7 protein-coding genes are annotated in these 14,292 nt (G+C 50.8%); 1 reads left to right on the top strand and 6 read right to left on the bottom strand.

The genetic code is table 11. The features are described 5' to 3' along the window. Nucleotides 1-44: 44 nt before the first annotated feature. The 6 genes from ACN6MW_RS10165 to ACN6MW_RS10190 all read right to left on the bottom strand — a co-directional run bounded on the left by ACN6MW_RS10165 (nt 45) and on the right by ACN6MW_RS10190 (nt 13,037). Nucleotides 45-6,557 carry a glycoside hydrolase family 66 protein gene (locus ACN6MW_RS10165; protein WP_419875357.1) on the bottom strand — a complete coding sequence of 2,171 codons (6,513 nt, stop codon included), beginning with the start codon at nt 6,555-6,557 and terminating at the stop codon, nt 45-47. A 178-nt stretch (nt 6,558-6,735) separates the two neighbouring features. Next, the gene (locus tag ACN6MW_RS10170) at nt 6,736-8,517 is read right to left on the bottom strand and encodes a glycoside hydrolase family 66 protein (protein WP_419875358.1); all 1,782 of its coding nucleotides are present in this window, start codon (nt 8,515-8,517) and stop codon (nt 6,736-6,738) included. Between the two features lie 26 nt (nt 8,518-8,543). Beyond that, nucleotides 8,544-9,377 carry a carbohydrate ABC transporter permease gene (locus tag ACN6MW_RS10175; RefSeq protein WP_308995523.1) on the bottom strand — a complete coding sequence of 278 codons (834 nt, stop codon included), beginning with the start codon at nt 9,375-9,377 and terminating at the stop codon, nt 8,544-8,546. Between the two features lie 12 nt (nt 9,378-9,389). Beyond that, entirely contained in the window at nt 9,390-10,352 is a 963-nt protein-coding gene (locus ACN6MW_RS10180) for a carbohydrate ABC transporter permease (protein ID WP_419875359.1), read from the bottom strand. A gap of 82 nt (nt 10,353-10,434) precedes the next feature. Further along, nucleotides 10,435-11,757 (bottom strand): extracellular solute-binding protein, encoded by a 1,323-nt coding sequence (locus ACN6MW_RS10185; RefSeq protein ID WP_419875360.1) that lies wholly within the window; start codon nt 11,755-11,757, stop codon nt 10,435-10,437. Between the two features lie 215 nt (nt 11,758-11,972). Next, nucleotides 11,973-13,037 carry a Gfo/Idh/MocA family protein gene (locus tag ACN6MW_RS10190; protein WP_419875361.1) on the bottom strand — a complete coding sequence of 355 codons (1,065 nt, stop codon included), beginning with the start codon at nt 13,035-13,037 and terminating at the stop codon, nt 11,973-11,975. A 69-nt stretch (nt 13,038-13,106) separates the two neighbouring features. Between ACN6MW_RS10190 and ACN6MW_RS10195 the strand changes: the two genes are divergently transcribed. Further along, nucleotides 13,107-14,084 (top strand): helix-turn-helix domain-containing protein, encoded by a 978-nt coding sequence (locus ACN6MW_RS10195; RefSeq protein WP_419875362.1) that lies wholly within the window; start codon nt 13,107-13,109, stop codon nt 14,082-14,084. Nucleotides 14,085-14,292: the final 208 nt, after the last annotated feature.

Raw genomic sequence — 14,292 nt, forward strand, 5'->3', positions numbered from 1 at the left:
GCAGCGCAGCCGAGCCGGCTGCGCTGCATCACTTCCGATATACGCTATTCTTTCAAAAGCCGGTAGAGCAGCTGCGCGGTTTCCGCGCGGCTTGCTGTCCGTTTCGGCGCAAAACGGCCATCGCCTATGCCGTTCATCCACCCTTTTTCTATGGCATGCTCCACGGCTTGCTTGGCCCAAGGAGCCGTCTGCGAGGCATCCTTGTACGGTTTGCCGCCGTTCTCTGGCTGCGCTGCGTCTTCTTCCAAGTAAATGCGGTTCAGGATCACCGCCAGCTCTTCTCGCGTGATCGCGGCTTGCGGCGCGAACATGCCCGTTCCTTTGCCGGTCATCCAGCCCTTCTCATATACGGCGCTAACCGCCTCCAAATACCATTCCGAGGCTTTCACATCTTTAAAGCCGGCATCGGCGGAGGCCTTCAAGCCATAAGCGCGAGTTAACAAACCTGCAAATTCCGCTCTGGTAATCGCCGCGGAGGGTTCGAATCTGCCATTGCCTTTTCCGCCAACGATATGCTTTGCCGTAAGCGCAGTGATCGCCTGATTTGCCCAATGCGCGGCTTTCACATCCTCATAGGCTTGCTCCCAAACGAGCGGCGCATACCTGCTGAAATGGGTTAATACGGCATGCATCGAACGGCCGCTGTCTGCAACGGTCCCTCCGATATAGGCCCATTCCGAGGCATCTTCATTAAAGTAATACATGCCTGCGAGCTCTGCGTCCGTGCCTTGCTCGAGCTCGATATCCAGCTTAACAGGCTGCTTAAAATCTTCCTTCAAATAAACCGTTCCCTCCGAATGAACCGCCCCGAGCCCGAAGTCGAAGACGCTGCCCGCTGCTTTAACCTCGAGTCCCTTCAACTTCTTCAACGCATCTGACATTTTCTGCTTCGCCGAATCATCCGCTTCCTTAAAGGTAATAACGATAGATTCCGCTTTGCCTCCCGGGGCCATCTCCTTCGCTTGTGCCAGCAGCTCTGCCGGGAAAGTCAGCTTCGCGGTCCCTTTCTTAATTTCCAGCGTTCGCTTACCCATTCCCGCAATCGCATCGGCCGGCAGCAGAAGCGTATCCTCCGCAGCTTGAAGCGTAATCGCGGCCTGTTTGCCCTCGGCTGTCAGCTCCGCTGCCGTTACGATTCTCTCGTTCGTACTGCCAGGCTGCGAGCCGCCTCCGGAGGACGGAAGATCCTCCTTCGAGCCGTGATCCTCCTGATCGATAATAATCATATTCCAATAGGTCATGGACGGCACTGAAATGATGAGATCCGTTCCCCTCCAGTCATAACTTAATTCCTCGAACATCCCGCCGTTCTGGTCGGGCGATGCCGAATACACCTTAAGATTCGGAGCATCCGATTGCTTTAACCCCAGTCCGTAGGTAATCTTGAGCTCCTTGAGCTGTTCCGGTTCGGCAGCCGCATTTCGCCAGTTCTCGTCATTGTTAAGCAGGTTAACCAATTGAATCGTATCGTACTGCTCAAAGCCCTTGTTCCCGCTGTTATCGCGGGCGATGGCCATAAGCGTATTCGCCGTCCCATCCTTGCTCGTCTTGATTTCCGAGCCGTTTGCTGCCGTGACGGCTACTTCTTTACCGACATCCTCTTTGCTGTCGAACAATAGATTTTCGTAGGCCGTGATAAATTTGTAATATTCCTTCATCGACTCTTTCAGCGAAGCCTTCATCTTCTTGCTGCGATTCGGGTAATATTCATGCGCCAGCATGTTCGGGCCTTCCTCCAGGGATTCCGCCGTACCAAGCTCAATATGCGTCGCCCCCATCGCGGCAAGCGCCGCATCCATCAACCGAACCGACGGTTCATTAAAAAAGCCTAAAGTCAGGCTGCGCATGATGATCGTGCCTTTATCCGCCGTTTCATGCTTAAGCGTGACGGTATGCTTGCCCTCGCTCAGATACGGAACGATATAGTACACATCCTCGTTGAACGTATCCCGGTTGGATGTCGGCGTAAAATGAATTTGAACCGGCCTGCCCTTCTCGTCAAGAACGGGCGCATCGTCAATATATAACGTCTTAGTCGCCGTGGCTCCCTCATTCGAATACGTAAAAATCAGTGAGGTCTCGCCGGCTTGCTCCACCTCGACCGGGAATGCCGCTTCGTCGCCCGTGTGGCCGAAGTTCAGCAGCAAATCCTTATAAATAACGAGAGCAGGCGTCGAATCCGCTTTCTCCGCATCAAGCCTTCTGCCGCCGGCAAGCAGGTAATCCAGCTCGATCCCTTCGTCGTCTTTGCCCTCCAGCACCAGCTTGATTTTGTTTATGCCTTCCGCCAAGCTAACCGCGGGTACCGCAAGCGTTGACCATGTATCGCCGGTATAGCCGAAGCTAAGTTCCGTTTGCTTCACATCATTGATATACAAAGCCCTGATTGCGGACTGCTTTGAAGCGGCTGCATTCTTATAGCTGATTTCAAGCGCCAGCTCCTTTGCTTCCTTCAAGTTTAAATCAAAGGTCAGGAAGTCATTCTCATCGCCAAAGCCGGACACCGTTCCGGTCGTTGTCTTAATGCCATGGGCTGCCGGAGCAAACTCGGCGGCCTCCACCTCATACTCCGCGCCTCCGGCGACGAGACTGTCCAAATTAATATATTGGCCGTCCGAAGCAACGACAAGCGCAACAGTATGCTCGCCAGCCGAAAGCGGTGCCGCAATTACCTTGTCAGCCATGCCGCCGTCCCAGCCCCCGGGCGTAGCGCCAAATATAACATCACTCGCGACCTCTTCACCGTCGACAAGAATATCGAAGGCCGGATTATTGCCTGATCTATACTTGAAAATCAGCTCCTCGGCCGCTTGCTCCAGATTTACGTCGAAAATAACGGTTTGCCCGGCCTTGCCGTGGTCATCGGTTTTGCCTAATGAATAGGTTACTCCGCCTGTCTTCGCTACGACGGGCTCCCAGCCCAGCTCCGCCGCCTCCGCTTCATAGGCCAAGCCATCCAGCTCGACACGGTCGATTGCAATGCCTGCCGGCTCCGACTCCTGCTCCATTTTCAAGAGCACCGTGTTTGCGGGTTGACTGCTCAATAAATAGGCTGGTACCGTAATAAACGACCATTCCTCGCCCGTGTTACTAAACGTAAAGGCGCCTGCTTTCTTCCCGTTTACATAAAGGCTTCGGGCTGTCGCCTCACCCGGATTGCGGTAATACACCTTCAGATCGTAGGACTTGCTTGTTCCGACCGCGCCGAGCGTCAGCTTTAAAAAATCGCCTTTTTGCTTAAAGCTGCCCAAGTAACCGACTTCCTCGTTATCGGTAACCACGCTGGCTAAGCCTGCTTTCTGAACCGAGACGTGCTCGGCTTCCCGCTCGTCTGCTCCTACTTTCACGCGGTCCAACTGAATCGAATCGTCTTGATTGCTAAGCGGGAGCAGCTTGAACTCGTTCTCGCCGTCCAAAACCGGTACGGTCAGCGTATACGGCTGCCATTCTCCCGATGTGGCTTCCAATACGACGGGATGCGCAATCCCGTTCACCTTGAGCGCGTAGGATAATTCCTCATCCGCACGGTACGTAAGCGTAACCGGTACCTCTTGGCCGCCCGTTTGGCTGCTGCTCCAGGAGAGGCTGTCTCCGGCTTGGCCAAAATCATCAAGCCACTGCGCCCCCTTGACCACGCCGTTCGTTCTTGTTTCGGTGCCTTCCGCTTCCAGCTTCATCCCGTATGATACCGCGTGTAAATTAATATACGTAGATTCGTTATCGAGCTTAACGGTAACCATATTCTCTCCCGCATCCAAATGGACTTCGGTTTCGGCTAAGCCCCACCAGTCATTGTTAAACCAGTTATTATTCGAAAGCGCCAGCTTGTATGCCGTCTGTCCAACCGTAATGTCTGCGTTTGTGTTGTCCGTGCCGGAACGGTACCATAAGCCCAGCTTATAATCGCCAGCAGCCGGCGCATTCACCGTCACTTTCACGGATTTGTCCGCTGCGCCGTTATGGTTATCTGTTTTCACGGCATTGCCGGAGCCGCCTGCGGTGATCCCGCCGGAGAGCTCAACCTTCGCTGCATCATCCATCAGAACCATTTCGCTGCCCGTCAGGATTCCATCCAAATTCATAAATTGCCCGCTTGAGGCAAGTGCAAGCCGAACGGTATTCGTTCCTGCCTTCACCGGAATGGAGACGGTGCGCCATGCCCACTTGCCGTCTATGCCCCACCCATTCGTGTCCGGGAACGTTAGAGCAGGCTGCAGCACATCATTAACGTAAAGCTCTGCTTCAGGCGAATTGTCGCTCGCATATTGGAACGCAATCGTTTGGGTGCCCGCTTCAGCCGCATTCACCTCAAACTCCACCGCATCTTGTGCATTTTTAATATGGGTTACATAAGCGGTGGCAGTCTTGCCCTCATGCCTTTCTATCTGTGCGGCTTTTGCCGGCTTCCAGCCAGATTCCGCCTTCTCGGCTTCATAGCGTCTGCCGCCTGCCTGCAAATAATCAAGCTTCATTCCCGTATCCGTCTCGCCATTTAGCTTGAGCGTGACCGTATTGTCTCCTGCTTGAAGAGGAACTTCGAAAGCACCGCTGCTCTTGAATGAATCCCAATTTCCTGTTTTTGCAAAAGCAGCGTCTACCCGAATGAGTGCCCCGTTAACGATTAAGTCCCTTGTAATATTTGCTGTTCCGGCACTGTAACCGAATTGTATCGGATAAATCCCGCTTTCTTTGGCCTCTACATGAAATGTGACATAATCACCTTCGGTTTCAAAGAAATAGACATGGCCGTACTTATCCACCTTCGAGCTGATCAGCTCGGCGTATTCCGCCTCGTATTCCTGCTCCGTTCCTTGCCCAGCTGCTGTAATGCTGTCTACGTTCAGCCACAAGTCATTCGTATTTAACTGAAGCATGATTTTGTTCTCGCCTGCCTGAAGATCAGCCTGCACCGTCTTCTCTGCGATCGGATTGCCCCAGCCCGTCTTCTCGTCGAAACTTATCGGCGTTTCGATGGTTTGCCCGTTAACGGTCAGCCTGCCGATTGGGCTTCCGGACCCGTTATCATGCCCGTATTTCAAGGTCAAATCATAGCTTCCCGCCGTTTCGGCGTTGATCGTCCAAATGATTTGATCCTCGTCTTTTTTGCCAAAATCGCCCACCCAGCCTGCAGTTTTATTGATGCGGGATAGGAATTCTACCGTCTTAGCTACATTCGGAATATCGGCAGCCGCAACCGTATCGCCCACCGCCTGCTTGTAGTTCATATAGCCTGCGATGACCATCGCCTTGCCGCCGTTTGCTTCCCTCGTATCCTCGATGACCTTCTTAATATCGCGGTAATTGTCTTTATCCGTCCAAAGCTCGCTGTAATCAAAGTCCGTCTTCGTATCCGGATCCGGAACCTCGGAATACCCCGCGTTGCCGCCGACCATATTGAACGTAACATGGTTTTTCTTCGCGTTGTTTACCGTTAAAGAGTCCTTAACGGCATTAACGAGCTCGTCATAGCTTCTAGAGTAAAAGCGTTCGTTTCCTTCATAATCGTACAGGAAATCATTGTCCGCAGCGCCCCATTGGTCCAAGTGGATGCCGTCAAATCCAAATGCATTGACAGAGCGGTTGTATTCTTCGGTAATATAGGACTGCCACTCCGGGTTACCCGGATCCTGCAAATACAAGGAAGACGGAACCCAGTCGAAATAAAAGCCGTTCTGGTATTTAAGCGGATCAGGGCTCGGGAATACCGCATTCTTATTGAATAATCCCCATTCCCGTTTCACGCCGAAATCCTCGTAATTTTCCCGGGCCGCATAGTTCATCTGGTAAGCCATAGCGGCCGAGCCATATTTTTGAGCGGCTTCTACCTGCTGCTTGACCGCTATCGGGTACAGATGCCGGCCGAGCAGATCCGCGTAGGAGGTGCTTGCATCATAAGGAGCAGAAATAAAATTACCGTCCGCATCCTTTAGCGGTTTTCCGTTTGCATCCGTTTGAGAGTATACGGACACGTCATGCCGCCACATCCAGTCATAAAACTGATAGCCGTTCAAATAATAATCCTGAGACAGCTGCTTGATCTTCGCTTCGCTCTCCGCGGCGGTCTCGCTCGGAAAATCCGACGTATAGCCATAGCGCGGAAAATGCGTCCAATCGCTGGATACGTCAACAGCCGCCGTTTTGAAATCGTTGGGGCTGCCTTTCATATAAGCTTTCACCACATACCCGCGGAAATCGGTTGGAGGCGGCTGCCATGATACGGTGAGATCAGAGCTGGCACCCTGCAGCACCGTTATATCACGGGTAACCTTACCCGCTAACCGGTTCACGAGATAAAATTCAAGGACAAGCTTGCCGCTAAAACTCACCGTCTCGTTGAAGGAGAGCGTAAATTCCGCTGTTTCGCCCGGCGCATACCTGGCTTTGCCAATGGTCATTTTCTTAATCGGTTCGGCAGGAACGACCGCTTGCCGGTTGGATACCTCAGCATGAACTACGTTCGGCGTGCCAGCAGCAGACAGCGAAGGCCCCAGCAGGATCAAACAAGAAAAGGAAATCATAAAAAACTTTCGCGTCAAAGAACGTTTAGATTTCGGCATTCCAAATCTCCTTTTTAATGGGTTTTAAAATGTAGACGCAATCCCTAAATTCTTGGTGCCGGAATCTAAGCTGTATGTATGCCAACCAACAGGCAAGCGCTTTCAAAGCTGAATAAAAACCAAAGCGACCGAAAATTCTCTCGTATCGCTCTAGTCTGTCTGCCTATCTCTTGCTGTTCTATTTGTAATCGATCATGAGAAGATCCCAATACTTCAGGCTGGGAAGCTGAAGCGTGATATGGCCGTCTTTTTGCTCAAAGCTAAGCTTAACGGGAGAGCCGTTATAGTAGTCCGGCGAAGCGAACATCACACTGGCTGCCTCGCGGTCCGTTTGAATGGAAATCTCTACATTCTCGCGCTCCGCCGGTACTGCCTGCTCGCCTTTGCTGTCATTCCAATTCATTGTCGCCGCATCCGAAAAGTTAATGAAATGAACGATATCGCTGCCGTTCTTCTGCTTTGCAAAGGACCAGATCTTGCCTTGCTCCGGACCTGCGCTAACGGTCGCTTCTCCCGTGCCGGAGACGACGGTTTCCGTTTCTTCGAGTCCATCACGAAGAATGTTCTGGTACGCGACAAGGAAGTCGTAATAGCGGGTAAGCTGCTCCTCGAGCTCTGCCGGAATCGCAAGATTTTTATTCGGGAAATACTCTTTGGCAAGCATGTTCTCCCCAAGCTCCAGATGAGAGCCGCCCGAAGCAAAAATGACGGCATCCGTAAGCAGCACGCCCGGCGTGTTAAACTCTCCGCTCGCGTTAGCCAAATCATAGTTCATATAGGCGGCCAGCACCGTATTTAACTTGTTTTTGCTGTATTTGCTGTTCTGGTCGATGATGTCCTTCAGGTTGCCGTACTTCGGGTGCCCATCCCATACTTCCGTATAAAGGAACTCGAGCGGAGCCTGAGGGGCCATAAAGGCCTGCCCGTACTGTCCGACCGCGTTCATTACATAGTGGACATTCAACTTCTCCTTCGCCGCTCTCAGGAAGGACACGTACCCTTGCGCCAGCTTCACGCTTTCTCCCTGGGCATTCCACAACGAGCCGCGATCGCCCAATTGGTCGACATGCCAGCCATCGAACGGAAGCTGCTTAAACACTTCGATTTCCTTATTGATCAAATAGTTCTGCCACTCCGGATTGCTCGGGTCATACAGCATAATGTCGCTCGCCCAGCTGTCCGGCAGCGGATGCTTATCCTGATTCGTTTGCGTGGGGTCTTTGTACAGCGCCCACTCTTTCTTAACGCCGTCCGCTTCCGCCCCTTCATAGGCTCCGAACAGCAAATTATAGTTCATTGCCATCATGTTTTTGCTGTGGGCGAGGTCAATATAACCCTTGATCGTATCGTAAGAGACCGCGCGGTTCGCAATATCCGGCCACTCTGAAGCCGGTTTGCTCCCATCCATTTTCAGCGGATCATGATGCTTGTACTGCCAATCATAAAATTGGATGCCATTAATGTGGAAACGATTCAATCTTTCAATGACAGCCGCCAGCTCTTCCTCGCCCATCTCGTGGAAATCGGCTAAGTAGCCGTAGCGCGGGAACTTGCTCCAGTCGGCGGATACATCGACCGCTATATTCTGATGGTCCTTAATCTCGCCTTTATCCTTCATGAATACTTCCGCCATATAGCCCTTGCCGTCTTCCTTCGGAGGCGTCCACTCCCAAGTGATTTGTTCGCCTTCGGCTTTTAGCTCCTGTTCTCCGACCATTTCGCCCAGATGGCGATACTGGACGACGACCTTCGCTTTGGGCTCCGCCGTATCCAGATCGAGCTTAAAGGTGACCTTCTCGCCGGGACGATACGCGGCTTTGTCGGTGGACAGTCCGCTCATGATACCTTGGCTGACCACCGACTCTGCCGCTATTTCCTTCTCTTTGCTGCAGCCCGCCGCCAAAATAAGCAGGCAGCTCATCGCCGCAAGCGCAGTCGACTTTACTTTTTGGTGTATCACGACATCTTTCCTTCCCAGTCGTTTATTTATCCTTTTACTCCGCCCTCGTTAAAGCCGCCTTGTACGAATCTCTTCTGGAAAACAATATAGAGCAGCACGGTCGGGATGAGCGCGATGATTGATGCCGCAAATACCCAGGAATAGTTTGTCGCATACTTGTCGTTAAACATAAGCAGCGCGACCGGCAGCGTGCGCAGCGCTTCGTCTTTAATAATCACGAGCGCCGTAAAATACTCTTCCCATGTCCCTTGGAAGGACAGCACCGCAAGCGTCGCGATGGCCGGCATCGATTGCGGAAGGTAAATATTCCAGAAAATGCGCCAGTTGCCGCCGCCGTCGATCAGCACGGACTCCTCGTATTCCTTCGGGATGCTCTGGAAGAAGCCGCGCAGAAAAAACGTGCTTCCGACGACGCCGCCGCCGATATAAATCAACCATAGGCCCCAGTACGTGTTAACCAAACCGAATGATTTGATGATCAGGAACTGCGGAATGATGTTGATCACGCCGGGAATCATCATAGTAAGCAGAAACATTCGGAACAGAAATTCCTTGCCCGGGAACGTGAACCGCGCAAAGCCGTATGCGGTCAAACAGCCAAGGAACAGGCTTCCCGCCATCGAAACGAGCGTAACGAGCGAGCTGTTTAGAAAGTACCTCGCAAAGTTGTTTTTGCCCCATACGAGCTGATAGTTGTAAAGATTGGGCACCACCGAAAATACTTCCTTAGGCCTCGGCAGCGAATACGCCCCCTTGATAAAGCTGGTCATAATCATATATACGAAGGGGAATAGGAAAGCCAATGCTCCAAGCACGATAATGCTGTAGACCAGAAGCTGAAGATGCCATTTCGTTTTCATTGCGTCCCCCTCCTATAAAAACCGCTGGTTGCCGAATTTTTTCATCTGGGAATAAGTCAGCAGAAATACTGCAATTCCCATCATGACAGCGACCGCGGATGCATAACCAAAGTTAAAGTTCTTAAATGCCTGCAAATACATAAGGCTCGGAAGCGTTTGCGTCTGATCCATCGGACCGCCGCGCGTAATGAAGTAAACCTGCGGAAAAAAGTTAAATGCGCCGTTAACCAGGTTAATGATGACGAACGCGGTTACCGGACCCAGCATCGGTACCGTAATGCTCCAAAACTGTCTTGTGCCGTTCGCGCCGTCGATAGACGCCGCTTCGTAATATTCCTTCGAAATGCCCTGCAGCGCTGCCAAATAAATCACGACGCCCCAGCCAACCGTTTTCCAAATATGAAATAACCAAATGACGATCATCGCTGACCAATAATTCGAGAGAAAGTTGATCGGTGCATGAAATAGGCCAAGCTGCTTGTAGAAAATAAAATTGATTAAGCCGTATTCGCCGCCGGCAAACAAGAAGCGAAACAGAAACGCGACCACGATCCAAGAGGTGATGATCGGCAGGTAATACACCGTCCGGAACACGATCTTGTGCTTCACGAAATGCAAATTGATCAGTACGGCAAAGATGATCGCGAGGAACCAGTTGATCGGCACGGTTACCGCCACGTTCAAAAATGTATTGCGAATGGCCATCAGTACCTTATTATTCGGATCGGTAAATGCCTTTACGTAATTCTCAAATCCGACAAAAGGATTTTCCGCATTCGGCATAATACTGTAGTCCTGGAAGCTGATGATGATGTTTTTTATCATCGGGTAAATGACGAATACAGCCGTACCCACCACGCCTAGGAAGATAAAAGGCAGTACCTTGATCCACTGCTGCATGCCTTTTTTTAACCGCAAACCCGCCCGGGGCTTTTGCTGCCTGGGTTCCGGTTGTCTCGCCACTGGTATAGACATGTTCATTCATGCTCCTTCCCAATCTTTCATTTGGGAGGCCTTCTTCCCTTAAGATAAGAGGAAGAAGGCCTCGGTATAATGCTTACTTCGTTAAAATCGCTTCAATGTTTTTGGCTGCTTCATCAAGCGCTGCTTTGGGCTCAAGCTCCCCGCGGATCGCTTTCTCGAAAGCAAGGTTAACGATGCCTTCCATTTCGCCGTATTGCGGAATCGGCGTACGCGGCAATGCGGTTTCAAGCTGCTTCACGTACTCGGTAACGAATGGCTGCTCTAGGAACGCAGGGTCATTTGCTGCATTTTTGTTCGTAGGGATAAGGCCGAGCTTACTCATGATCTTCTGCGGCTCGTCGCCAAGCATCCATTTCGCGAATGTCCAAGCTTCCTGTGGATGCTTCGAGTTTGTGAAGATAACCAGATCCTCGCCGCCTACCACGGAGCGGCTGCCTCCGGCGCCTGCCGGAATCAAGCCGCGGACCGTTTGTTCCAATGGTTTGAATGTGGATTCTGCTTCGTTCATCAGAATGCTGTAGAACCAAGGCCCGTCATCGATCATCATGTACTCATTATTTTTCATGCCGTCCCAAGCGCCTGGCTCTCCGCCGAGAATCGTAGGCGTTACAATGCCTTCTTTGTTCCACTGCACGATGGTTTCAAGCGCCTTCACGCTCTCCGGGCTGTTCAGATAACCTTCGACTTTTGTATAATCCTCGTTCGTTAAAGACCCGCCAAGGCTCCAGAAGTATGGAGATGCTGCCCATACGTTAGCTCCGCCGATGCTGATGCCGCCCGGCTTGCCTTTTGCGACTGCAAGCTTCGCAGCCGCTACAAGCTCATCCATTGTCGCCGGAGCTTCTTTTACTCCGATTTCATCCAATACCGCTTTGTTGTAAATCGCGATTTTTGTATTCGTGTTAACCGGTACGCCATAGTAGCCGCCGTTATAGGCATTCGTCTCCATCGGCGCTTCGAACATATTGGCTTTCAAATCATCAAAGCCATCGTTCTTGCTGACATCTTGAAGCGCTCCCATTTTCGCGAATTCAGGAACCCAGATAATGTCCATACGCATGAGATCAGGTGCTGCATCGCCCGCAACCCCGGCAATAACCTGCTCTTTCAAGCCCTCGTACGGCATTCTTGTCAGCTTCAGCTCGATACCCGGATTTTCTTTCTCAAAAAGAGGCTTAATCTCTTCCGCAAGCACCTTCTCCTCTTGGTCGCTGTAGGTATGCCAGTACTCGATCGTTACTTTCTTGCCGTCTGCTGCCGGAGCGTTACCGCTTTCATTTGCCGGAGCATTACCTCCGTTATTTGCAGGTGCGTTATTGCCGCCTGAGCAAGCCGTAATCGTAAAAGCCATCACAGCTGCTAGAACCCCATAAGAAATTGATTTGTACCATTTCATGTCTTTGACCCTCCTCTTATTTGTGCTGCTCCTTTATTATGCGGATTACGGATTCACCGAGAAACCGTTTTCATTGCGATAAAGGTGTCGTATTTTACTCCGTTTCTATTGTAAAAATATTGAAAACAAAAAAATGGTGTCTTATTTTTCTGTAAATCCAGAAAAATAAGACACCATTCTGTACGGTTACGCAGCAAGATACCGTCTTCCATTATCTAGCTGACATTTTTAGCAGCCTCTTGTTCGATCGCAATCCAGCGTTCTTCCTCGGAGGATTGTATAATCGCATCCAGCGTTAATTGATTTAGGTAACCATCCTCGATCGTCGCATCGAGCCCGTCTCCCCTGCCGTTCAGCAAATCGAAAAAGGACTGCATTTGATTCGCTGCGAACGAGTCCGGGATATCTACTTTTTGGAATGCCTGATCCTCGCCAAGCTTTACGTGAATGCTGTCCTCTTCTTCCAGGTTGTAGACGAGAGCTCCCCGCGTACCGAAAATCTCGACCTGTTGATAGTTTCCGCGCCCAAAAGCAAAGCGGGATATGCTCATGGAGGAAGAGGCGCCGTCCTCGAAGCGTGCCAGCACATGGCAGAAATCATCCACATCCACGGTCCCTTTTCCCTCGCCGCCCAGAAGGCTTCGTTCCTTCACAATCGTTCCCGCATCCGCGAAGACCCGTACCGTTTCTCCTACGAGGAAGCGCTTAAGGTCCAAAATATGAGAGCCCAAATCCCCGAGCGCGCCCGATCCGGACAGTTCCTTGCGGAAACGCCAAAAGAGCGGAACCTCCTCATTAATGCTCCAGCTTTGCAAATACTGGCTGTATACGTGATTGATTTTGCCGAGTGTTCCCTGCTCAATCAAATGCTTGGCATAACGGACCGCAGACTTGTAGCGATACGTAAAACAAACCATATGAGGAATGGGTGCAGCCGCTAATTTTTCCCGAAGGATACTTGCTTCATTGGCATGAAGGGCAATGGGTTTCTCGAGCGCAAACGGCTTTCGATGCGTAATGGCATCATACGCGATTTGAAAATGATTGCTGTTTGGCGTACCGATGGTAACGGCGTCCAGCCCCGGGTCCTTTAACATTTCCAAATGATCCATGTAACGCCGTTCAGCAGGAATATTCAGTTCCTCGCCTTTGGCCAAAAGCGCTGCCGGATTACAATCGCAAATCGCCCAAAGCTCTGCACTCTCGCTTGCCATTATTCCTTCAATATGAAAGTTCGCGATACCCCCAAGCCCGATAACTCCGATTTTTAGCTTTTTCATACGCATCATCCCATCCCTAAAGTCGGTTCAATTACAAACCTAGTATAGTTTGTGTTAGAATGAACGGAAATGTCGGATCAAGACTCTTTTTGTACAAAAGCGACTTTTCAAGCTGCAGAAGGGGGATTGGAATTGCTGGCCATTAACGTGGATATGGTACCTCGCCTTAAAATATTAGGGTTCATTGCCTACAAAAGCCCATGGATTCATTTTCAGCGCAATATTAACGAATACGTGCTCTATTTCGTCCGGAGCGGAGAACTCCACCTCAAAGAAGAAGATCGGCATTATGTGCTGCGCAAGGGTGACATGCTTATCCTTGAGCCCAATCTGAACCATGAAGGCACCGCGAAGCATGTATGCGATTATTACTACATTCATTTCGAACACCCGGATATTCAATCCGTCCAGATCGACAATATACATGCTCTTGCCCACTATTTTATCGTGGAGCATGAGCAATCGCCGCTCATCGAGCATACGCCGTCTGTTCCATCGATTAATCCGTTCGCTTGCTATTTCCCCAAGCTTCATACGGTTGCGGACAAAACAAGATTTAATCTTGTCCTGCACGCCTTGCAGGAAATGCAGCAGCTGTACAAACGGAGGCATTTTAACCGCAGCCTGCCTGCTCTAAGATTTATGCAGCTGCTCCTTGAGCTGTCGCGCGAGCACTTTATGGATGAGCTGAAGCGCAACGACCGCCTTCACTCGAAATCGATGGTTAAGGTGAATGCCCTTCTCGATTACATCCATCAAAACTACCAGCTGAAAATAACCGGACGTGACATCGAGCTCGCGTTTGAGGGCAATTACGATTATTTGAATCGCGCCTTCAAGCAGGTGACCGGCCTATCCATAAGCCGGTACATCAATATGGTACGCATAAACCAAGCGAAGGAGCTGATCGAGACAACACCGCTTGGCATAGGCGAGATCGGCTATTTAATCGGCGTCGACGATCCCTACCATTTCAGCAAATTATTCAAAAAATATGCCGGCATCTCCCCTACGCAATATTTTAAACGCGTAAGGAAAAACGAATAAAAAGCCTCCGGACGACTGTCGTTCGGAGGCTTTGCCATAGGCGCCTGTCCATTGTCGGTATCTATCATTAGGAGACATTCATCTTCAATTGACACTAGCAGATTTTAATAGAAATAGGGACATTAGCCAGTACGTATGCTCTATCTCGTACGTATACTTACATTACGAAGCTATTAAATTTTAAGAGGGAGGAGGCCGCTTTCACTTA

Origin of the sequence: Pristimantibacillus sp. PTI5, from assembly GCF_048572955.1 — a bacterium.
Taxonomy (GTDB): Bacteria; Bacillota; Bacilli; order Paenibacillales; family Paenibacillaceae; genus Pristimantibacillus.